19 protein-coding genes are annotated in these 21,681 nt (G+C 69.8%); 13 read left to right on the top strand and 6 right to left on the bottom strand.

The window, feature by feature from the left end:
• Nucleotides 1–316 precede the first annotated feature (316 nt).
• The 4 genes from GXW78_RS14495 to GXW78_RS14510 are packed head-to-tail and all read left to right on the top strand — an operon-like array spanning nucleotide 317 to nucleotide 4,497.
• The gene (locus tag GXW78_RS14495; protein WP_211869534.1) at nucleotides 317–1,588 is read left to right on the top strand and encodes an ABC transporter substrate-binding protein; all 1,272 of its coding nucleotides are present in this window, start codon (nucleotides 317–319) and stop codon (nucleotides 1,586–1,588) included.
• Complete coding sequence (locus tag GXW78_RS14500) at nucleotides 1,582–2,502, top strand: carbohydrate ABC transporter permease (RefSeq protein WP_211869535.1); 921 nt, start codon at nucleotides 1,582–1,584, stop codon at nucleotides 2,500–2,502. The genes GXW78_RS14495 and GXW78_RS14500 overlap by 7 nt, the downstream gene beginning before the upstream one ends.
• Nucleotides 2,499–3,338 carry a carbohydrate ABC transporter permease gene (locus tag GXW78_RS14505; RefSeq protein ID WP_211869536.1) on the top strand — a complete coding sequence of 280 codons (840 nt, stop codon included), beginning with the start codon at nucleotides 2,499–2,501 and terminating at the stop codon, nucleotides 3,336–3,338. Before GXW78_RS14500 ends, GXW78_RS14505 begins: the two co-directional genes overlap by 4 nt.
• A 46-nt stretch (nucleotides 3,339–3,384) precedes the next feature.
• Nucleotides 3,385–4,497, top strand: coding sequence for a 2OG-Fe(II) oxygenase (locus tag GXW78_RS14510; RefSeq protein WP_211869537.1), 1,113 nt, complete (start codon nucleotides 3,385–3,387; stop codon nucleotides 4,495–4,497).
• 7 nt (nucleotides 4,498–4,504) lie between these two features.
• Here the strand turns inward: GXW78_RS14510 and GXW78_RS14515 are convergent, their stop codons facing one another.
• Both GXW78_RS14515 and GXW78_RS14520 read right to left on the bottom strand, forming a co-directional pair.
• The gene (locus GXW78_RS14515) at nucleotides 4,505–5,080 is read right to left on the bottom strand and encodes an HNH endonuclease (RefSeq protein ID WP_211869538.1); all 576 of its coding nucleotides are present in this window, start codon (nucleotides 5,078–5,080) and stop codon (nucleotides 4,505–4,507) included.
• Between the two features lie 174 nt (nucleotides 5,081–5,254).
• Nucleotides 5,255–5,926 (bottom strand): alpha/beta hydrolase, encoded by a 672-nt coding sequence (locus GXW78_RS14520; protein WP_211869539.1) that lies wholly within the window; start codon nucleotides 5,924–5,926, stop codon nucleotides 5,255–5,257.
• 18 nt (nucleotides 5,927–5,944) lie between these two features.
• On the opposite strand from GXW78_RS14520, the gene gluQRS reads away from it, so the two are divergent.
• From gluQRS to GXW78_RS14545, 5 genes are all read left to right on the top strand, one after another.
• The gene (gene gluQRS, locus GXW78_RS14525) at nucleotides 5,945–6,850 is read left to right on the top strand and encodes a tRNA glutamyl-Q(34) synthetase GluQRS (RefSeq protein WP_246522204.1); all 906 of its coding nucleotides are present in this window, start codon (nucleotides 5,945–5,947) and stop codon (nucleotides 6,848–6,850) included.
• Between the two features lie 45 nt (nucleotides 6,851–6,895).
• Nucleotides 6,896–7,861 (top strand): Bug family tripartite tricarboxylate transporter substrate binding protein, encoded by a 966-nt coding sequence (locus GXW78_RS14530; protein ID WP_211869540.1) that lies wholly within the window; start codon nucleotides 6,896–6,898, stop codon nucleotides 7,859–7,861.
• Between the two features lie 155 nt (nucleotides 7,862–8,016).
• Nucleotides 8,017–8,811, top strand: a complete 795-nt coding sequence (locus GXW78_RS14535; protein WP_211869541.1) for a class II aldolase/adducin family protein — start codon at nucleotides 8,017–8,019, stop codon at nucleotides 8,809–8,811.
• A gap of 10 nt (nucleotides 8,812–8,821) precedes the next feature.
• The gene (locus tag GXW78_RS14540) at nucleotides 8,822–9,487 is read left to right on the top strand and encodes a flavin reductase family protein (protein ID WP_211869542.1); all 666 of its coding nucleotides are present in this window, start codon (nucleotides 8,822–8,824) and stop codon (nucleotides 9,485–9,487) included.
• Between the two features lie 2 nt (nucleotides 9,488–9,489).
• The gene (locus tag GXW78_RS14545) at nucleotides 9,490–10,446 is read left to right on the top strand and encodes a Bug family tripartite tricarboxylate transporter substrate binding protein (RefSeq protein ID WP_211869543.1); all 957 of its coding nucleotides are present in this window, start codon (nucleotides 9,490–9,492) and stop codon (nucleotides 10,444–10,446) included.
• 39 nt (nucleotides 10,447–10,485) lie between these two features.
• On the opposite strand, the gene GXW78_RS14550 is transcribed toward GXW78_RS14545, so the two are convergent.
• Nucleotides 10,486–11,286, bottom strand: a complete 801-nt coding sequence (locus tag GXW78_RS14550; protein WP_211869544.1) for an enoyl-CoA hydratase/isomerase family protein — start codon at nucleotides 11,284–11,286, stop codon at nucleotides 10,486–10,488.
• Nucleotides 11,287–11,403: 117 nt separating this feature from the next.
• Here GXW78_RS14550 and GXW78_RS14555 point away from each other — a divergent pair, with 117 nt between their 5' ends.
• A complete protein-coding gene (locus GXW78_RS14555; protein WP_211869545.1) occupies nucleotides 11,404–12,423 on the top strand; it encodes an NADP-dependent oxidoreductase in 1,020 nt (339 codons plus the stop codon).
• A 129-nt stretch (nucleotides 12,424–12,552) separates the two neighbouring features.
• Nucleotides 12,553–14,583 (top strand): HWE histidine kinase domain-containing protein, encoded by a 2,031-nt coding sequence (locus GXW78_RS14560; protein ID WP_211869546.1) that lies wholly within the window; start codon nucleotides 12,553–12,555, stop codon nucleotides 14,581–14,583.
• A 50-nt stretch (nucleotides 14,584–14,633) separates the two neighbouring features.
• Here the strand turns inward: GXW78_RS14560 and GXW78_RS14565 are convergent, their stop codons facing one another.
• A complete protein-coding gene (locus tag GXW78_RS14565; RefSeq protein ID WP_211869547.1) occupies nucleotides 14,634–15,698 on the bottom strand; it encodes an LLM class flavin-dependent oxidoreductase in 1,065 nt (354 codons plus the stop codon).
• 238 nt (nucleotides 15,699–15,936) lie between these two features.
• On the opposite strand from GXW78_RS14565, the gene GXW78_RS14570 reads away from it, so the two are divergent.
• Both GXW78_RS14570 and GXW78_RS14575 read left to right on the top strand, forming a co-directional pair.
• Nucleotides 15,937–16,887: a Bug family tripartite tricarboxylate transporter substrate binding protein gene (locus GXW78_RS14570; RefSeq protein WP_211869548.1), complete on the top strand. Its 951-nt coding sequence runs from the start codon at nucleotides 15,937–15,939 to the stop codon at nucleotides 16,885–16,887.
• Nucleotides 16,888–17,033: 146 nt separating this feature from the next.
• Nucleotides 17,034–20,402 (top strand): hypothetical protein, encoded by a 3,369-nt coding sequence (locus tag GXW78_RS14575; protein WP_211869549.1) that lies wholly within the window; start codon nucleotides 17,034–17,036, stop codon nucleotides 20,400–20,402.
• Between the two features lie 41 nt (nucleotides 20,403–20,443).
• Here the strand turns inward: GXW78_RS14575 and GXW78_RS14580 are convergent, their stop codons facing one another.
• Together GXW78_RS14580 and GXW78_RS14585 are read right to left on the bottom strand one after the other, a co-directional pair.
• The gene (locus GXW78_RS14580; protein WP_211869550.1) at nucleotides 20,444–21,217 is read right to left on the bottom strand and encodes a short-chain dehydrogenase/reductase; all 774 of its coding nucleotides are present in this window, start codon (nucleotides 21,215–21,217) and stop codon (nucleotides 20,444–20,446) included.
• Nucleotides 21,218–21,369: 152 nt separating this feature from the next.
• A complete protein-coding gene (locus tag GXW78_RS14585; protein WP_211869551.1) occupies nucleotides 21,370–21,615 on the bottom strand; it encodes a hypothetical protein in 246 nt (81 codons plus the stop codon).
• Nucleotides 21,616–21,681: the final 66 nt, after the last annotated feature.

Raw genomic sequence — 21,681 nt, forward strand, 5'->3', positions numbered from 1 at the left:
GGATGGCGGAGAGGGGCGCCGCCCCTCTCCGAGCCTCACCCCGCCAGGTGCTTGGAGCACCTGGACCGCAGGGACTTGGCGATGAGCACGACGACCATTCCCCTGGCATTAAGCCCCCTGCCGTGCGCGGAAGCGTGTCATGAGAAGGGGCCGAAGCTTCGCGCGCGGCGCCAGGTCGAGGTTTGCAAAGGCCCTTCGGCCTTTGCCGGGGTAGGGTTCGGGAAGGGGCAGAGCCCCTTCCTGATCCGCTCCCCCGCATCGCATCCTTCCGCGCCCCCGCGCGTTGCCATCCCGGCACGCTATCGGAAGGATCACCATGCGCCGGATCGCCGCGCTCATCGCGATGCTGCTGCCGCTCGCGGCCCTGCCTGCCCGCGCCGAGGTAACCCTTGCCGTTTCCTGCGGCTCGGTCGGCGTGGAGGCGCGGCTATGCCGCGAGGGTGCGGAGGCCTGGGCGCGCGAGACCGGCAACCGGGTGACGATGGTCTCGACCCCCGCTAGCGCATCCGAGCGGCTGGCGCTGTACCAGCAGCTTCTGGCGGCGCGGTCCCCCGATATCGATGTGCTGCAGATCGACGCGGTCTGGCCGGGCATGCTGGCTGCGCATCTGGCGGATCTGTCGGACCGGCTGGACCAGGCGGCGCGCGACGCGCAGTTCCCGGCCATGATTGCGAATAACACGGTGGAGGGCCGGCTGGTCGGCATGCCGTGGTTCACCGCGGCGGGCGTGCTCTACTACCGCCGGGACCTGCTGGAGAAGTATGGCCGGCCCGTGCCGGAAAGCTGGGCGGACCTCGCCGAGACGGCGCGGCATATCATGGCGGCCGAGCGCGCTGCCGGCGACACCAGGCTCTGGGGCTTCGTATTCCAGGCGCGCGCCTATGAGGGGCTGACGGCAAATGCCCTGGAATGGGTGAACAGCCATGGCGGCGGGACGATCGTCGGCGAGGACGGCGCCGTCACCATCGACAATCCGCGGGCCGCCGCCGCAATCGGCGAAGCGGCGGGCTGGATCGGCACCATCGCGCCGCAGGGCGTGCTGAACTATGCGGAGGAGGAGGCGCGCGCCGTCTTCCAGCCCGGCCAAGCCATCTTCATGCGCAACTGGCCCTATGCCTGGCCGCTGCTGAATGCGCCGGACAGCCCGGTGCACGGCCGCGTCGGCGTCGCCGTGCTGCCGCGGGGCACGGGGGAGGGTGGTCGGCACAGCGCGACATTGGGCGGGGAACAGCTCGCCGTGTCCCGCTATTCCCGTCACCCGGCGGAAGCCGCGGCGCTGGTGGTGTACCTGACCTCGCGCGAGGAACAGAAGCGCCGCGCGGTGGAGGGCGGGTTGAACCCGACCTATCGGGATCTCTATGAGGATCGCGCGGTGCTGGACGCCAACCCGTTCTTCGGCCCGTTGCTCGACACCTTCCGGAACGCCGTGCCTCGGCCTGCCGCGGCGACGGGCACGCGCTACAATCAGGTCTCCGCCGCCTTTCGCAACGCAGTCCACAACGTGCTGAGCCGCCGCGCCGAGCCTGCGGACGCGCTGCGCCTGCTGGAAGCGCGGCTGCACCGCATCGGGCGTGACGGGCAATGGTGACCCGCGGTCCGGTCGGGCTCTCGGCCGTCGCGCAGGATCGGCGCCGTGCGGCGTTCTGGTTCCTGCTGCCGATGGTCGTGGCCGTGCTCCTCGTCGCAGGGTGGCCGCTGTTTCGCACGGCCTGGTTCTCCCTGACCGATGCGCGGCTGGACGAGGCCGCGCCCGGCGCCTTCGTCGGGGTGGAGAACTACGCGCTGCTGCTACGCGATCCCGAATGGTGGAACGCGGTCCGCAACACGCTGGTCTTCGCGATTGTCTCCGTCACCATCGAGACCGTGCTGGGCATGATCATCGCCCTCGCATTGAATGAAAAGATGCGCGGCCGTGGCGCGCTGCGCGCCGCGATGCTGATCCCCTGGGCGATCCCGACGGTGGTCTCCGCGCAGATGTGGGGCTGGATGCTGCACGACCAGGCGGGCGTGGTGAATGCCGCGTTGCTCGGCCTGGGCCTGATCGATCAGCCCATCGCCTGGACCGCGGACCCGGACCTCGCGCTGTGGGCGGTCGTCGCCGTCGATGTGTGGAAGACGACGCCCTTCATGGCGCTGCTGATCCTCGCCGCGCTGCAATTGCTGCCCGGCGAGATCTACGAGGCCGCCGAGATCGACGGGCTCGGCCCCGTGGGACGCTTCTTCCGCATCACCCTGCCGCTGATCCGCCCCGCGCTGATGGTCGCGATCATCTTCCGCGCGCTGGATGCGCTGCGCGTCTTCGACCTGATGTACGTCCTGTCCGGCAACAGTGCTGCGACGGCGTCGATGTCGGTCTATGCGCGGCAGCAGCTTGTCGAGTTCCAGGATCTCGGCTTTGGCTCCGCCGCTGCGATGGGCCTCTTCGCGATCGTCGCCATCTGCACCGTGCTGCTGGTCACGCTGGGCCGCGTGCGCCTGGGCGGTGCGGAGGATGCGCGATGAGCCGGCGGCTGAAGCGGCAGATCGGCCGCGTCCTCTTCGTGCTGCTGATGGTGGCGATCGCGATCTACACCGTCTTCCCCTTCGCCTGGGCCATCATCACCTCGCTGAAATCGGGCAGCGCGCTGTTCACCGCCAGCCCGCTGCCGATCCCGCCGGCCTGGGACAACTACGTCGCCACCTTCCGCGACCGGCCCTTCGGCCGCAACATCCTGAACTCCGTGATCGTCTCCGGATCGGTTGTCGCGCTCTCGCTCGCGCTCGGGCTCTCGGCCGCCTATGCGCTCGGCCGCGCCTCCTTCCGCGGGCGCGGCTTCCTGCTGGCGACCATCCTCGCCGTCTCGATGTTCCCGCAGGTCGCGGTGCTGTCCGGCCTGTTCGAGCTGATCCGCTGGCTCGGCCTCTACAACAACCTGCTGAGCCTCGTGTTCTCCTACCTGATCTTCACGCTGCCCTTCACCGTCTGGGTGCTGACCACCTTCATGAAGGAGCTGCCGAAGGAACTCGAGGAAGCCGCGATGATGGACGGCGCCTCGCCCTTCATCGTGCTGATCCGCGTCTTCCTGCCGATCATGGGCCCGGCGATGGCGACGACCGGCCTGCTCGCCTTCATCGCCGCGTGGAACGAGTTCCTGTTTGCCCTGACCTTCACCCTGACGGACGAGATGCGCACCGTTCCCGTGGCGATCGCGCTGATCAGCGGCGCCAGCAGCTTCGAACTGCCCTGGGGGCGGATCATGGCGGCCTCGGTCATCGTCACCGTGCCGCTGATCCTGCTGGTGCTGGTCTTCCAGCGCCGCATCGTGGCCGGGCTGACGGCGGGCGCGGTGAAGGGCTGACCAGGCGATTTCACCTGATCGCGATCTGCTCTACGCTTGCCCCGTCATGCGTTTGCAATCCGGCGATCCCGCTCCGTGGTTCACCCTGCCGTCCACGGACAACCCCAGCTACGCCTTCCACTCCGTGGCGGGGCGCTACATCCTGATCTGCTTCCTTGGCTCCGCTGCGCGGCCGGAAGCCCAAGCGGCGCTCGCCGCCGCCACGGCGCGACGCGACCTGTTCGACGATGACCGCGCCTGCTTTTTCGGCATCAGCGTCGATCCGGCCGACCGCGAACGGCTGGCGCCCATCCTGCCCGGCATCCGCTTCCTGTTCGACCTCGATGGACGGGTGTGCCGCGAGTACGGCGTTGTCCACCGCGACCCGGCGCAGCCCGGGGCGGCGGAGCGGCTGGTTCCCTGCTGGCTCCTGCTCGACCCCATGATGCGGGTGATCGAGACGCGGCCGATCAACGAGGCGGAGGCAATGCTGGATCGCCTTGCCGCCCTGCCGCCGGTCTTCGACCATGCGGGGACCGACATCCCGCCGCCTGTGCTCGTTCTGCCGCGTGTCTTCGAGCCCGGCCTCTGCCGCGCCCTGATCGCGCATTATGAGGCGCAGGGCGGCGCCCCGTCCGGCTTCATGCGCGAGGTGAATGGCAAGACGGTCGGGGTCTTCGATGCCGCGTTGAAGCGCCGCGCGGATTGCACCATCGCCGACGAATCCCTGCGTGTTGCCGCCCGCACCGCCATCCTGCGCCGCGTGGTGCCGGAACTGCTGAAGGTACACCACTTCAAGGCGACGCGCATGGAGCGCTACATCGTGGCCTGCTACGATTCCGCCGATCTCGGCCATTTCGGCGCGCATCGCGACAACACGACCTCCGGCACCGCGCATCGCCGCTTCGCTGTGACCATCAACCTGAACGCAGAGGAATTCGAAGGCGGCGAGCTGCGCTTCCCGGAATACGGCAAGCGATCCTGGCGCGCGCCGACCGGCGGCGCGGTGGTGTTCTCGTGCTCCCTGCTGCACCAGGCGCTGCCGGTCACGGCGGGCCGTCGCTACGCCTTCCTGCCGTTCCTGTATGACGACGCGGCCGCTGCGATCCGCGAGGCGAACAACGCCAAGCTGGGTGACGGGGTCGGGGCGTACCGCGCGGCGCCGGCGAAGGCCGGATAGCCCGCACTCAGCCCTCCAGTTCCGAATCCCAATACAGGTAGTCTCGCCAGGACTCATGCAGGTAGTTCGGCGGGAAGCCCCGCCCATTGTCCTGCAGCTCCCACGAGGTCGGCTGCCGTGGCTCCTGCCGTGGGATCATCGCGCATTCGCGTGGCAGGCGGCTGCCCTTGCGCAGATTGCATGGGCCGCAGGCGGTGACGACGTTCTCCCAGCTCGTCCGCCCGCCACGGGACCGCGGAATGACGTGGTCGAAGGTCAGCTCCGGCGTCGGCCGGCCCTCGGAGCAGTACTGGCACTCGAAGCGGTCGCGCAGGAACACATTGAATCGCGTGAAGGCCGGGCGCCGCGTCGCAGGGATGAACTCCTTCAACGCGATCACCGAGGGCAGGCGGAAGGCGAGGGACGGGGAGTGCACCTCCACCTCGTATTCGCTCAGCACCGAGACGCGGTCGAGGAACACCGCCTTCACCGCATCCTGCCAGGACCAGATGGAGAGCGGGAAATAAGATAGCGGCCGAAAATCCGCATTCAGCACGAGGGCCGGATAGGACTGGCCGCCGGAGAACTGTCCGCCGTCAGGCAAGCGCCGCTCCTTCCAGCGGAGCGCCAACAAGTCCTTGGGGCCTGACCGGCGGAAAGGCCCCAGATGATGTGGCGCCGCCGCGTATGCAGCGCATGATTGCCATGCTGAAAGGGGTGCCGCAAGTCTCGCTGCCGACTGCGGCTGCGGGTTTCAACGCCCTGTCATGCAAGCCGATCAGCCGGCGGCGCCCTCCGTCCCGAGGCAGGCCGCCAGCACCGCGGCACCGGCCGCCAGCCCGGCCTCGTCCAGGCCATGGCCCAGCGCCGGCCGATACAGCGCCCGAACCGGCACGCCGGCGGCGCTGAGCGCAGCTTCCGCGCGTCGTGTCGCAGCGACGGGCAGGACGTCGTCGATTTCCCCATGCACCAGCAGGACGGCCGGTCGCGCCGCCAACCGCCCGGCCGCCGCCTCCGCGCCGATCATGCCACCCGAATAGGCGAGCACGCAGGCCGGTTCCGGCACGTGGCCGCACAGGCCGGCTTCGAGCACCGTCATCGCACCCTGACTGAATCCCATCAGCGCCACGCGTTCGGGCGGCAGGCCCAGCCGCGCCGCTTCGGCCGCCACGAAGCGGCCGAGTGCCGCCGCCGCGCTCGACACCCCGGCTTCAAGCTGCGGCGCCGATCGATCCCATAGCGCGAACCATTGCCGGCCGTAGGGAATCCCCGCGCAGGGTTCCGGCGCGTTCGGGGCGACGAACAGCGCCCCCGGCAGGGCCTCCGCCCACAGCGCGGCGAGGTCGATCAGGTCGTGTCCATCCGCACCGAAGCCATGCACCAGCACAACCAGCGCGTCGGGTGCTTCGCCATTCGCCGGGCCGAATCGTGGCCCGTCCAGCACGTCCATGCATGATCCCCCTTGCCGATGGTCGGGCTCGCCCGCTACCGGGTGGCGCGCATGGGCGCAACCACCATCGTCACCCGCTTCGCGCCGAGCCCGACCGGGCATCTGCATCTCGGCCACGTCCATTCCGCCGCCTTCGCCTGGCGGCACGCGCGCCGGGCGGGCGGCCGCTTCCTGTTGCGCATCGAGGACATCGACCCAACCCGCTGCCGGCCCGAGTTCACCGAGTCGATCCTGGAAGACCTCGCCTGGCTCGGCCTCGACTGGGATGGTCCCGTGCGCGTGCAATCGGCGCATCTGGGGGATTACCGCACGACGCTCGATGCGCTGTCCGCGCGGGACCTGCTCTATCCCTGCTTCTGCACCCGCGCCGACATCGCGCGCGAGGTTGCGGCGAGCGCATCCGCGCCGCACGGGCCCGACGGCCCGCTCTATCCCGGCACATGCCGCCGGCTGTCACCGGCCGAGCGTGCGGACAGAATGGCGCGCGGCGAACCGCATGCGCTGCGCCTCGACATGCGGACCGCGCTTGCGGCGCTGACCGCCCCGCTCAGCTTCGAGGAAGAAGGCAAGGGGCGCCTCCGCTGTGATCCCGCCCACTTCGGCGATGTGGTGCTGGCGCGCAAGGACGTGCCCGCCTCCTACCACCTCTGCGTCACGCATGACGACGCGTTGCAGGGCGTGACGCTCGTGACGCGCGGGGAGGACCTCAAGCCGGCGACCGATCTCCATCGGCTGCTGCAGACGCTGATGGGCTGGCCGGAGCCGCACTACGCGCACCATCTGCTCCTGACGGACGAAGGCGGCCGACGCCTCGCCAAGCGCGACCGTGCCGCGACGATCCGCGACCTGCGCCGATCCGGGGTCGGCGCGGCAGAGGTGCTGCGGCGCGCGGGGGTAGTGCCACCCGCGTCGGATTTGCCGTAGCCTCTCCTGCAACCGCCCGGGACTGGGCGTGAGGAGAGACCGTCCATGCTGACCCGCCGCCTGATCGGCGCGACCACCCTCGGCCTGCTCGCGCGCCCCGCGCTCGCGCAGTGGCAGCCCACGCGCCCCATCCGCATGCTGGTCGGCTTCGCCCCCGGTGGCGGCACGGACATCACCACGCGCACCATCGGCGCCAAGCTCCAGACGCTGCTCGGCCAGCCGATCGTGGTGGAGAACCGTCCGGGCGCCGGCGGCAACCTCGCCTCCGAGGCGACCGTCAACGCACCGGCCGACGGCTCCGCGCTGATGATGGGCACCATCGCCTCCCTGGTGATGAACCCGATCATGACGCGCTTGCCCTTCGACGTGCTGACCGACCTCACGGCCATCGGCCGCTCGGTCGAGGTGACGAACTTCCTTGTCGTCGCGCCGGAAAAGCCGTGGCGCACGCTGCCCGAACTGATTGCGGCGGCGAAGGCAAGGCCGGGCGAGCTTTCCTACGGCTCCTCCGGGGTCGGCGGGGCGGGGCATCTGGGCGGCGCGCTGCTCGATTCCATGGCGGGGATCGAGACGATCCACGTGCCCTATCGCGGCGGCGGGCAGCTCATCACCGATATCCTCTCGGGCAAGGTCGATTTCTCCATCGCCACCGCCGCGACCGTGCTGCCGCATATCGAGGCCGACCGCCTGCGCGCCCTCGCGGTGCCGTCCCCGCGGCGCAGCGCGCTGCTGCCCAACGTGCCGACCGTCGCCGAAGCCGCCAATCTGCCGGGCTACGAGGTCGCCAACTGGTACGCGATGATGGGTCCGCGCGCCCTGCCGCGCCCGATCGTGAATCGCGTCAACGCCGCGATGAACGAAAGCATGCGCGACCCCGACGTTGCGACGAACCTTGCCAAGCACGGGCTGGAACCGGCACCGAGCACGCCGGAGGAGCTGACCGGCTTCATCCGGGCCGAGACGGCCAAGTGGCGCCCGGTGATCGAACGCGCCGGCGCGAACGCCAACTGATGCGGCGGGCGCCGCTTGCCTGCGGCGCCATCCCGATTGTACAGTCGGGTCAAGTGAAAGCGCGCGGGTACGGCCCGCGCTCTCGGTCGGGACCAGTTCACACGTTTCCTCGCCCGGCGCCGCATGGCGCCGCGGCCCGTGTTGGAGACTGGGTGATGACCGGTGAGTTCGTCGGCGATGCGCGGCAGGATTTCGATGACCTGTTGCGCGGCCTGCAACGTAATCGAACCACGGCCGAGGAAAGACTGCACCGCAAGCAGCGCCTGGCCGCGACCTTCCGCATCTTCGCCCGCGCCGGCTTCGGCTGGGGCCTCGCCGGCCACGTCACGGCACGCGACCCGGAATTCCCCGATCACTTCTGGGTAAATCCCTTCGGCGTGCATTTCGGGCGCATCCGCGTCTCCGACCTGCTGCTGGTCGACCATGAAGGTCGCGTGGTCGAGGGCGACAAGCCGATCAACCAGGCCGCCTTCGCGATTCATTCCGAGATCCATGCGGCGCGGCCCGATGCGATCGCCGCAGCCCATACGCATTCCATGCATGGCAAGGCGTGGTCCTCGCTCGGCCGCCTGCTCGACCCCATCACCCAGGATGCCTGCGTCTTCTTCGAGGACCACGCCCTGTTCAGCGAATTCAACGGCGTCGTGCTGGAAGGATCGGAGGGCGCCAGCATCGCCCACACGCTCGGCTCAAAGAAGGCCGTCATCCTGCAGAACCACGGCCTGCTGACCGTCGGCGGCAGCGTCGAGGAAGCGGCCTGGTGGTTCCTCGCGCTCGACAATGTCGCGCAGGCGCAGCTCCTCGCCGAAGCCGCCGGCACGCCGAAGCTGATCCCGGCGGAGACGGCGCGGCTGACGCAGAAGCAGATCGGCCGGCCGCGCTCGGCCCTGCTCAGCTACCAGTCCCTGTGGGAAGGCATCGTCGAAGACGAACCCGAATTGCTGAGCTGAGGGACCGGCCATGGAATTCGACTTCGATGCCCTGCCGGCCAGGGAACGGTACAAGCTGATGGTCTCGACGGTGGTGCCCCGGCCCATCGCCTGGGTCGTCACCACCGATGCCGAGGGCCGCGTCAACGCCGCGCCCTATTCCTTCTTCGGCCTGCTGTCGGACGATCCGCCGATCCTCTCGGTGGGCATCGCGCCACGGCCCGATGGGGAGCTGAAGCACACGCTGCTCAACATCGAGACGCGGCGGGAATTCACCGTCTGCCTCGTCTCCGACGCCACGGCCGAGGCGATGAACGTCACCGCCGCCGACGTTCCCGCCGGGGTCGATGAAGTCGCCCTCGCGGGGCTCACGCCAGTGCCCTCGACCCGCATCGGCGTGCCGCGCATCGCGGAAAGCCCGGTCGCGATGGAATGCGTGGTGCACGATCGGCTGCCGCTCGGCCGCCGCGTCGCGGTGCTCGGTCGCATCATCGCGCTGCATGTGCATGACGACTGCGTACTCGACCCGCAGCGCCGCTACATCGACACGCCGAAGCTCGACCTCGTCGGCCGGCTGCACGGGGAATCCGCCTATGCGCGGATCCGCGACCGCTTCGATCTCGCCCGTCCCGACACCGCACGCATCACCGAGGCCGCGGCCGCAGGCCGCCCCGTGCCGCGCACCGAAAGGTTCTGACCATGACCATGACCCGCCGCAGCCTGGCGCTGCTCGCCGCCGTCCCGATCCTCGCCCGCCCGGCGCTCGCCGCCTGGCCCGACCGTCCCGCCCGCATCATCGTGCCGTTCCCCGCCGGTGGCGGGCTCGACCTGGTGGGCCGCCTGCTCGCCGAGCCGATCGGCCGCGCCATCGGCCAGACCATCGTCATCGAGAACGTGGCCGGCGCCGGCGGCGCCATCGGCATCGACGCGCTGTCGCGGGCCCAGCCCGACGGCTACAGCTTCGGCATCAGCAGCGGATCGACCATCACGCTCGGCCCGCAGCTTCGCGCCACGCCGTATGATCCCTGGGCGCTGACGCACATTTCGCGACTGGTGGTCAGTCCCTTCCTGCTCGTGGCCGGCACCGACACGCCCTACACCGATCTTGCCGCGCTGCTGCAGCGGATGCGGCAGCGGCCTGATTCGGTGCGCTTCGCCTCGGCGGGCGTCGGCACCTCGACGCATCTCGGCATCGAATGGCTCAACCAGAAGCTCGGCACGCGGACGGAGCCCGTTCACTATCGCGGCGCGGCGCCGGCGCTGACGGATATCTACGCACGCAATGCGGATGTGCTGATCAGCGACGCGACGGCCTGGCCGCTGGTGCAGCAGGGGCGCCTGCGCCTCCTGGCCGTCAGCAGCGCCGAGCGCTGGGCGCCGAGCCCGGGCACGCCGACCATCGCCGAGGCGGTGCCGGGCGTGTCCTTCGACAATTGGTACGGGCTGATCGCGCCGGGCGGGGTGCCCGCGCCCGTCACGGAGCGCATGGCGGCTGAATCCGCCCGCGCCCTCGCGCGCCCCGAGGTGATCGAGCGACTGGAAGCCTCCGGCTTCACGCCCGCGCCGCTGGCCGGGCCGGCCTTCGCGGCGCGGCTGCGGACGGAGGCGGAGAACTGGCGCGGCGTGCTTGCCGCCGGCAACATCACCGTCGGCTGACCTGGCGGGCGCGCGCCGCCTCTGCGGCGCGCGTCTCGATCAGCGGCCCTTGAAGACCGGCTTCCGCTTCTCGTTGAAGGAGGCGATGCCCTCCCGCCGGTCCTCGGTGCCGACGAGCTGGTTGTAGCACTCCACCTCGAAGCGCAGGGCGGAGCGCAGATCCATCTGCAGCCCGAAATGCATCGACCGCTTCGCCTGCCGCACGGATAGCGGGGCGTTGCGCGCGATGGTGCGCGCGGTTTCCATCACGGCGTCCCACAATTCCTCGCGGGTCTCGACCACGCGGTTGAGGATGCCCCAGTCGCGCGCATCGGAAGCGGTGAAGGGGCGGCCGGTCAGGATGATCTCCTTCGCCCGCCGCTCACCGACGATGCGCGGCAGCGTCTGCGTGCCGCCCGCCCCCGGCATGATGCCGATGGTCACTTCCGTCAGCGCGAAGCGCGCGGCGGCGACGCCGTAGGCAAAGTCCGAGGCCAGCACCATCTCCAGCCCGCCGGCATAGGCATGGCCGCTCACCGCCGCGACGATCGGGATCGGGCAGTCCAGCTGCGCCCAATAGGCACGCTCGAAGATCTCGTGCTGGTGGCGCCAGGCGGCATCGGTCATGCCGTGGCGTTCCTTCAGGTCGCCGCCGCCGCAGAAGGCCTTCTCGCCGGCGGCGGCAAATACGACGCAGCGCGTCTCGCCGGGTTCCGCCGTCAGATGCATCCACACCGCATGCAGGTCGCGCCCCATCTGCGTATTCAGCGCATTCGACACCTGCGGGCGGTTCAGCCGCACGACCAGAATGTGCGGCTCCGGCGCTTCCAGCGCCAGCGTCTCGTATTGCGGCAGGTCCATGGATGATCCTTCCCTCGCTCGGTCGCCGCCCGTGTCGCGCGGAACGTGCCCGCACGCAACCGCGGTAGGCGACCCCGCTACCGCATGCCATCCTCCGCGCCGAGCGGAGGACACGACATGCCCGAGACCAACTTGCAGATCCTGCTGAAGCGCCGCCCCGTCGGCGCGCCGGTGCCCGAGGATTTCGACATCGTCGAGACGCCCGCCCCGGAACCTCGCGAGGGCGAGGTGCTGGTCCGCGCACGCTTCCTGTCGCTCGACCCTTACATGCGCGGCCGCATGGCCGATGTGAAATCCTACGCGAAGCCCGTCGCCCTCGGCGCGGTGATGGAAGGCCAGACGGCGGGCGAGGTCGTCGCCTCCCGCCATCCGGGCTTCAAGCCGGGCGACGTCGTCCTCGGCGGCTATGGCTGGCAGCGCTTCTCGGTCGTGGGGCCGGAGCGGCTGTTCAAGGTGCCGGTGTCGGACCCGCCGCTGTCGAGCAGCCTCGGCGTGCTTGGCATGCCGGGCCTCACCGCCTGGACCGGCCTCGAGGATATCGGCCAGCCCAAGGCCGGCGAGACCGTCGTCGTCTCCGCTGCTTCCGGCGCGGTCGGGCAGGTGGTGGGGCAGATCGCGAAGCTCCGCGGCTGCAAGGTCGTCGGCGTCGCGGGTGGCGCGGCGAAGTGCGAGTTCGTGGTGAAGGAGCTCGGCTTCGATGCGTGCGTCGATCATCATGGCGACCTCGATGCGCAGCTCGATGCCGCGGCACCCGAGGGCATCGACGTCTATTGGGAGAATGTCGGCGGCAAGACCCAGGCCGCCGTCTTTCCGCGCTTCCGCGATTTCGGCCGCATGGTCATGTGCGGCATGATCTCCCAGTACAACGAGGCGCCGGGCGCGGACGCCGCCGGCGCGCCGCCGGGCCCCAACCTCGGCCCCGTCGTCCGCAAGCGCCTGCGCATCCAGGGCTTCATCGTCAGCGACACCGGCTGGTCACGCTACGGTGACTTCCGCTCGCAGATGGAAGCATGGATCCGCGATGGCCGGGTGCGCTGGCGCGAAGATGTCGTGGATGGTCTCCGTAAGGCACCTGAGGCCTTCATCGGCATGCTGAAGGGCGCCAATTTCGGCAAGCTCGTTGTGCGCGTGGACTGAGGTAGCGGCGCCTCTCCAAAGATTGAATAACGGTAATTCGTCTTGCACCGCGGGAGACCCCACGGAATAGTCGCCGAGGGAGCCAGCCGGCGGCCGCGGCGCCGCCCCGCTGTCGCAAGCGGATGATTAATGGACGACGCCGCCCTCCAGCAAAGCGCCACCCTTCGCGATGGCGCCGTAGAGCCGCGGCGAGTCGGGCGGCGCAGTCCGCGCCTCTGGCCCCTGTTCGCGGCGGCTGTCGCGTTGCCGGTTGCCATTCTCGCGACCGGGGCCTGGGCCAGTTGGCGCCTGACATGGGCTGACGCCGCGCGGGACCTCGCCCGCGCCGCCGATTTCAACGCCGACTACGTGGAGCGCAGCATCGAGGGGCTGGTCCAGGCCGGCACTCGCATCGCGCAGACCGTCGGTGGCAAACCGGACGAGGCTGGAAGCGCGACGTCGGACCGCGTCGTCGCCCTGCTTGGTGATGCCCCGCTGCTGCGCACCGTGCTGGTTTACGGCCCCGGCGGGCAAGAACAGCTGCGGATCGACAGTCGTGGCGGCGGCGCGCCAGGCCGCCCCGCCGGCGGGCTGTTCGAGGCGCTGGACGATGCGACCCCCGGCACCGTCGTGACCGGCAGCGCCTATCGCCGCGACGGAGAAGAACCGGTCTTCGCCATCGGGCTCCGGCTGCCGGCACCGGGCGGCGCGGTGGTGCTGGTGGTGGATGCCGTCGAACTCGGCCGCGGCTTGGCGCGGCACATCACCAGTGAATCCGACATGGCCGGCCTGCTGCGCCTGGACGGCCAGGTGCTGTCGCGCTCCCCCCCCTTCGAGGCGGTTCCCTCGCCACTGGCCTCCGACACGCCGCTGATGCAGGCGCTTGCGGCCGGGCGGGAGCGCGGCAGCCTCGTCGGCGTGATGCCGCGCAGCAGGATGCCGGTCGCAATTGCCTTCCAGCGCGTCCCGGGCATGCCGGACCTCGCCGTGGCGGTGGTCCGCCGACGCGCCGTCGTGGTGCAGAGCTGGCGCCAGGCGGTCCTGCCGCTGCTGGGCGTCGGCCTGCCGGCGGTTTTCGCGCTGCTCGGCCTCGCCCTTGTCGTCCGGCGCCAGCAGCAGGCGCTGGGCATTGCGCTCGACGGACTCGAACATCGTGTCGCCGAGCGCACGGAATCGCTGCGCGAGGAGCAGGAGCGCCTGCGCCTCGCCGTCGAAGCCGGGCAGCTCGGCACCTGGGAGACCGAGCTCGCCAGCGGCATGACCACGCGATCGCCGCGCGCCGTCGAGATCTTCGGCCTGACCCCCGGCATTGCCGTCTCATCGGCCGAGGACTGGCGCTCCCGCATCCACCCGGCCGATCGCCGCCGAATCCTCGATGCCTGGGACGCACTCGGCGCCGGCAGGCTCGCGCTTTACCAGGTGGAGTACCGCTTCCGACACAGCGACGGCGGCTGGTGCTGGCTGGAGAGCACGGGCAGCGCGGTGCGCGTCGACCCCGCCACCGGTCGTCCGCTGCGCCTCGCCGGCACGATCAAGGACATCACCGAACGGCGGGAGGCCGAAGAACGCCGCGAACTCCTGACGCAGGAGGTAAACCACCGGGCGCGCAACACCCTGGCCATCGTGCAGTCCATCCTCCGCCTCGCCAAGGCGGGGACCGCGGCCGAGCTGTCGCGCCTCGTCGAGGGGCGGGTGTCGGCGCTGGCCCGCGCGCAGTCGCTGCTCGCGGCGGAGCACTGGACCGGCGCGCCGCTCGCGGCGCTGATCGCAGATGAACTTACACCCTTCGGCAAGGCGGTCCCCGCCGCCGGCGGGGCCGAGGCGCGCCTGCGGCTCGACGGCCCGGCCTTCCGCATCCGCGCCGAGGCCGTGCAGGCGCTCGGCATGGTGTTTCACGAACTGGCGACGAATGCGGCGAAGCACGGCGCGCTGTCAGTTCCCGAAGGCCAGGTGACGATCACCTGGGTCGTCGACGAGGCCACGGGCGTGCTGCGCATCCGGTGGGCCGAGACGGGCGGCCCGCCGCCCAGCTTCCCGACGCGCCGCGGCGTCGGCTCGCGTGTCATCGAGGCCACGGTGAAGGGACAGCTGGGCGGCGGGGTGGACCGCCGCTGGCCGGATGAAGGGCTCGTTTGCGACTTGGTGCTGCCGCTCACGCAGGCGCGCGCGGGGCCAGGCTGATCACGGAGCAGGCTGGCCGCCGCGCGAAACCGACGCGCTGGTACCCGGTGTCAGTCAGCCGCGGCGCGCAGCTTTGGCGCGAAGCGCGGGGCCACCTTCTCCATGAACAGCCGGATTGAGGACGCCGCCGCATCCGCAGGCATGGGCCCGAGCCGGAAGGAGCAGATCACGCCGCCGACGCCCGTCGCCTCGATCTCCGCCATCTTCGCCGCCACCGTCTCCGGCGAGCCGACGACGAGGCCCGAATCGATGCCGACGCGCGCCGGCGGCGCCGTCTCGCGCTTCATGATGATGCCCTGTTCGGCATAGATCTTCTCGCGCAGGGTCTTGCGGTGCTCCTGCATCGCCTCGAAGGCCGGGATGCCGATGCGGCGCGCTTCCTCATCCGTCTCGGCGACGACGATGTTGCGCCACACCCATGTCTCGTCCAGGCAGCGCGCGAGATGCGCGGCGTCGAAGCCGGCCTCGGTCATCGTCTGCTTGTAGAGCGCGATCCGCTTCGCGGTCGTCTCGTTGGTCTGCACATTCATCAGGAACGGCAGCCCGCGGCGCGCGAGGTGCAGCGCGCCTTCCTCGGAGGACGCCGCGCGGATCAGGTAGGGGTGCGGCTTCGTGAACGGCGTCGGCCGCAGCCGCGGCACCTTCAGCGTCCAGTGCTTGCCCTCATGCGTGAAGCCGTTCGGGCTGGTCCAGGCCTGGAGCATGATGCCTTCGGCCTCCTCGTACCGCTCGCCGGCTTCCTCATGCGGGATGCCATAGCCCTGGTATTCGTAGACGTTGTAGGCAGTGCCGCGCCCTAGCCCGACGATCACGCGGCCGCGGCCGATGTTGTCGAGCAGCGACATCTCCTCGGCGAGGCGCATCGGATGATGCAGGGACACCTGCGCCACCGCGAAGCCGACCTTGATCCGCTTCGTCGCGGTCAGCACCGCGGCCGCGAAGGTCACCGGGTCCACATAGGCGCAGTTGCCGTCGAAATGGTGCTCGGCGAGCCACAGTACCTCGACGCCAAGCTCGTCGCACAGCTTCGCCTCGGCGATGCAGTCGGCAATCACGTCGGCATCGCGATCGGGGTCGCGGCTCTCGGGGAAAAGGAAGTTGCTGAAGCGCAGCATCGCGCCGTCTCCGCTGTGAGACGGGGAGGCTAGAGCAGATCGGTGCGGGGCGAAATCACCCGGCCGCATCGCCGCGGCCGCCCGGCACCGCGGCCGCCCACGCGGCAGGCTGGATGCATCCGCCTGCGCCCGCGCCGCAGGCAATGCCGGCGCCGCCCGCGGGGAATTCCGCAGTGTCCTCGCTTGCGCATCCGGGGGGCGCGATGCAGCCTTGCGCAGCATCAGGCGGGAGAGCCACATGACGATGAAGCGCCGGGTCCTGGTCGGGGGCGCGCTTTCCCTGCCGGCACTGTCCGCCAGCGCGCAGGATCGTCCGGTGCAGATCTATGTCGGCTTCGCGCCGGGCGGGAACATCGACCTCGCTGCGCGCATGGCCGCGCCGTTCCTTGAGAAGCACCTGGGCGGCACGCAGATCATCGTCGTCAACAAGCCCGGCGCCGGCGGCATGCTGATGCTGAACGAGGTCTCGGCGGCCGCGCCCGACGGGCGCCACGTCGCACTCGTCTCCTTTCCGGCGCTGGTGACGGCGCTCTACGACAACACGCCGCGCTACCGCGTCGACAGCTTCGCCTATGCCGGCCTGCTGACGGACGAGCCCTATACCGTGTTCGTCGGCAACGAGACGCCCTATCGCTCGCTGCGCGACCTGGTGGAGGCCGCCCGCGCCGCACCCGAGACGGTCACCATCGCCGGCGCCGGCGTGGGCGGCGCGCCGCATCTCGCGATGATGGCGATCGAGCGCGCAGCCGGCGTGAAGTTCACCTGGGTGCCGACGCAGGGCGCGGGCCAGGCCGTGCAGCTCGTCCAGGGCGGGCATGTCGCCGGTTCGATCTCGACCGTCAGCCTGACGGTGCGGGCGCACCAGCAGGGCACGCTGCGCATCGTCGCCATCATGGAGCGCGAACGCTGGGACAAGGCGCCGGACCTGCCCACGGGGATCGAGCAGGGCATCGATGTCGCGGCGGGTTCCGCGCGCGGCTTCGCGCTGCCGGTGGCGACGCCCGCGCCGATCATCGCGCGCTGGGAAGAAGCGATCCGCCGCACCGCGCAGGACCCCGAGTTCCGCGCCATCACGGACCGCGACTTCCTCGTCGTGCGCTACATGGATCGCCCGACCATGACCAGCTTCGTGCGGGAGCAGGCCGAGACCTATCGCCGCATCTGGGCGACCAGCCCCTGGAAGCAGTGACGCCGCCGATTTCGTTCCGCCTCCGCTTGCCGCCGCATGGGCCGCCAGCCACGATGCGGCGGCCGAATCGCGTTCATCATAAGAAGATGGTCCCGCCGGCATCCTGACCGCATGCCACGCCTGCCGCTCCGAGGGGCCACCGGACGATGACCACGACGCTGCAGATCAACCTGACGCAGGACATGCAGACCTGGTTGGGCAGCGGCAACGGCGTCTACGCCTATGCCGTCCTCTATGGCAGCGATGTCGCGGGCGGCGCGGCCGATACCCCGCTCGGGTGGCAGACCATGGTCAGCGACGGCGCGGTGCAGTCGGGCGGATCCTTCACCCTGGACCTGACCAAGGGCGACCAGCCGAACCTCTATGGCGGCAAGGTCTATTTCATCATCCAGAGCGTGGACGATACGGCGGATGCGATCGACCCCTCCACGCTGGCCCAGTCCAGCATCACCTGGGCCAATGCGGCGGCGCTCGACTACCGGTACGACAGCATTGAGGTGAGCCTGACGGGGGCTGCGGGCGACGCGGCGAACCTGACCTCGATCGAAGGCTTCGGCATCGGCATGGCGCTCGAAGCCTCGACCGGCTCGCGCAGCTACGCGGTCTCCGCCGGCACGCTCTTCACCGACCTCGCCGCGGCACCGACGGATACCGTCGCCGGCAGCCAGCCGGTGACGACCTTCACCCAGGGCGGCCTCGCCGGGCAGAACCGCGAGGCGGTTTCCCCGGCCGTCGCGGTGGACCCGCACAACGACTACGCCTTCTACCGCGCCGACGACTGGACGAGGTACATCGATGCCCTCAAGGCGCCCGACACGCCGATCATCATCAATGGCTACTTCAACGGCGCGGGCGACCTCCAGGCCGGCGCGGCATCGGGCACGCCCGTCATCTGGCGCAATGCCGGCTTCTTCAGCTACAGGCTGGACTGGGACGAGCATGAGAACACCTTCTGGCTGACGCCCACCGAAGGCAGCCAGATCCAGGGTGCGATCAAGCTGACCGCCGGCCAGCTCGCCGACAGCATCTACTCCACCCTCGGCACGGTCGAGCTCTACGACACGCCCCACGCGGCCACGCCTTTCGAGCTGTATCCCGGCACCAGCGAGATGAATGTCGGCGCGAACAACGCCTGGGGCCAGGTGCTGCAGCAGCTCACGCTCGGCCTGACGGCCGGCTACCTGCAATCCAGCGGCATCTTGCCCAACACCGAGATCACCGGCGGCATCGACTTCAACAAGAACTACAACTGGTCGCCCGACTACGCCTACGGCAACAACACCGACAGCCACCTGGGCTCCGACGTGACGGTGCGGTGGGATCCGTATTCGGAGATTTTCTACCGCTACTCGAACTCCTACGGGACGCAGTATGCCGACGCCCTGATGACGGGCTTCGCGCAGGGCGGGCCGCAGCTATCCACCTATGCGAATGGCCAGAACGTCTCGACGATGACGGTGACGCTGTTCGCCGATACCGAAACGCCGACCGCCGGCCTCTACACGCCGCCATTGATCTACAACTACGTCGCGCCGGGCCTCGAAACCGAGGTCTACGAAGTGGCGCAGTGGTACGAGGGCAACGGCTCCAACATCACGCTCAACTTCAATCCCGGCGATAGCCTCGCCCAGTCGCTGGTGTTGCGCGACGACGTCGCGATCTCGATCCGCATCCTGACCGGCTACGACGGCACCACGCCGCAGTGGCAGGACATCCGCCTCGGCGGCAACGGCCAGTCCCCGTGGCAGAACTGGACCTTCGCCCATGACGGCACGACCTATTCGGTCAGCGGCGGGGGCTCTGCGGGCCAGACCTCGCAGAGCCTCGTGCTCACCGGCATCCCGATGGCCGAGAGCGGCACGGGCTGGTACCAGATCGTCCTGCACCGCGGCGGCGTCGAGAAGGTCTACAACCTCTACACCAGCACCTTCCTGCCCGACGGCGCCACGCTTCCGCAGTTCTCGGATTTCGGCACCGATCCGTCGCTGTTCGGCGTCGACGGCCTGGCGACGCTGGTGCCCGGCGCCATGCAGCCGACCGGCGGCGGGCTGCTGACCTTCTCGGTCAATGTCACGGGCGTCTCGCCGACGCTCGACCTGTCGCTGATGCAGGCCAACACCAGCAGCAGCTTCCTCGACGGCCAGACCACCGCCACCGCACCTGTCGCCGGCGTCTTGCATGCCGGCGCCTTCGTCGCCGTCGCCGGGCAGACCGACGACGTGCATGATACGTTGGGCAATGGCGTCGATCTCGCCGTCACCGCCCATGCCGGCAAGCTCGCCTTCGGCTGGACGGGGCTCAGCAGCGCCCCGGACAGGACGACCTGGACCGAGACCTTCACCAACCTCGTCCAGGGCAGCTCCATCGCCGTCATCTCGATCGCCCATCATGGCGGCCACGCCATCGCGCCGATCCACGCGAAGGCCGATCTCGTCGGTGGCTGGCAGGGAAGCGTGGCGCAGCAACTCGGCAATGGCGTCTACGACGTGTCGATGACCGCCTATGCCGCCAAGCTGCACGCGCCGAACCAGCCCGACGAGGCCGTGCCGCTGACCAAGGAAAGCGCGACGCTGACCGTTACCGTCGCGCTGACCAAGCTCGCCCTCGGCGCGAGCGGCGACGGCCTTGCCCTGTCGCCGGACCAGAGCGGCACCGAGGGTAACTGGATTCACCTTTCCGCCCTGGGCGACGGGCTGCCGGAAGGCGTGGCGGTCGCCCTCTACGCGACGGATGCGGCGGGCAATCCGGTCGGCCCCGACGGCAGCATCGTCGCAAGTGTCGCCGACGCCATCCTCGGCTGGGTCGGTTCCGTCGCGAGCGACGACGGGGAGACGCTGCTCGACGGCACCCAGGCCGTCTATCTCGGGCTCGGGCAGGAACTGCACTTCGCTGTCGTCTCGGCGCGCGACACGCTGGACCTGCGCCCTGTCGTGCCGGAGGCGAAAGGCGACGGCAGCTTCAGCATCGACCTTGGCGGGATCACCCTGACGGCCGCGGTGGACAACACCCTTTCCGCCGGCCTCCAGGCCGCTTCGGTGCAGCGCATGTACGGCCTGCCGGTGATGCATCTCGATGCGGGGGAGGTGCTGGAGATCGCCCTGGCCGGCAGCGCTTCGAACATCAACACGCTGGGCTTCGTGCGGATCGACTTCGACCAGGCGGAGGGCACGGCGACGGTCGGTGGCGTTGCCTATGCCGACAGCGACGCCTTCCGCCTGGCAGTGCGGGATGCGCTCGACGCCGGCTTCAGCGCCCAGGTCGGCGGCGGCACCTTCCGGGACACCGCGGAATGGACCGTCGCCGGCGGGACCGGCTTCTACGCGCCCGTCCTCATCACCCAGTCGGGCCAGATCTTCGTCCCCGGGAACGGCAATGCCGGCGGCCAGGAATACATCCGCATCTTCGGTGACAACACCTTCGGCTTCGAGGATCTCACCGCCGCCGAGGACTCGGATTTCGACTACAACGACGTCGTTATGCGGCTGCGGCCGGTGCTGGAGCCCGAACTCGTCTGAGTCCGCGATGCCCGCGCCACTATGGCGCGGGCATGGGCCGCTCAGGCGCGGAACATCCCGCCGCCATCCACATCCACCACGGTGCCGTTCACGTAATGGCCGCGCGGCGAGGCGAGGAACACCGCGAGATCGCCGATCTCGCCCGCCTCGATCGGGCGGCCGAAGGGCAGGTTGGTCAGCGTGTCGGCCCAGCGTTCCTCGTCGCCGAATTTCAGCTTCGCGTTCGTACGTGCCTGGGTCAGCATGCGATCTGTCTTGGTGACGGCAGGATTGATGCCGACGACCTTCACACCGGATGCCTGCGCCGCCGCGCCGATCGCCGAAGTGAAGGCGACCAGCGCCGCATTACCCGCGCCGCCCGCGATATAGCCGGCGCGCGGCGCACGGCCCGCCATGCCGATGATGTTCACGATGGCGCCGGCCTTCCGCGCTTCCATCCCCGGCAAATAGAGCTGGCACATGTGGATGTAGCCCAGCACCTTCAGGTCCCAGGCCTGCTTCCACCGCGCCATCGGGATGTCCTGCAGCCGCCCCGAGGGGATCGCACCGGCGTTGTTCACCAGGATGTCGATGTCGGGGAAGGCGGCGTGCAGCCGCTCGCGCTCGGCATCCTGGGAGAGATCGACAGCGAGGGTCTCGACGCGCACCTGCCGCGCGGCGCGGACCTTGTCGGCTGCGGCGGCCAGCGCATCCGCATCGCGGGAAGCCAGCACCACGTCGCAGCCCTCGGCCGCGAACGCCTCGGCGCAAGCGAGGCCGATGCCCTTCGATCCGCCGGTGACGAGAACGCGCTTACCCTGAAGCTGCATGTCCATGGACGATTTCCCTGTGCCTGTGATGGAGGACCGCGCGGGGCGCTGCCTCTCCCGGTCCGTTCGTGCCAAAGACCTAGGGCCTCTGCAAACCTCGGATGCCGTCATGCGTGGAACCATCGGACGGGCTTCCGCGGCAAATGCTCCGTCAGGGCTCAGCGCTCGAGGCCCAACGCCTTCATGGCGGCAATCCCGCCTGTGAACACCCCAGCGACCAGCGCGGCCAATATGAGCACCACGGCCAGCTTGGCGAGGGTGTGACCCAGCCATTGACGCGGTGCAGGCGCCAGCCTGTCGAACCGCAAGCGGGACAGGGCGTCGTCCCCGGGCTCGACTCCTCTGGCTCGCCGGTCGATCAGGCGAACCAGGGCTAGCGCCCGTCGCGGGCTGAAGCGTGTCATGCGGACAGCGTAAGCCCGCCCGTGACGTCGGGCGAGAGCGCGTTCCCCACGCGCTCCGCACCCCTG

Source organism: Neoroseomonas terrae (assembly GCF_018129025.1).
Classification (GTDB): Bacteria; Pseudomonadota; Alphaproteobacteria; order Acetobacterales; family Acetobacteraceae; genus Neoroseomonas; species Neoroseomonas terrae.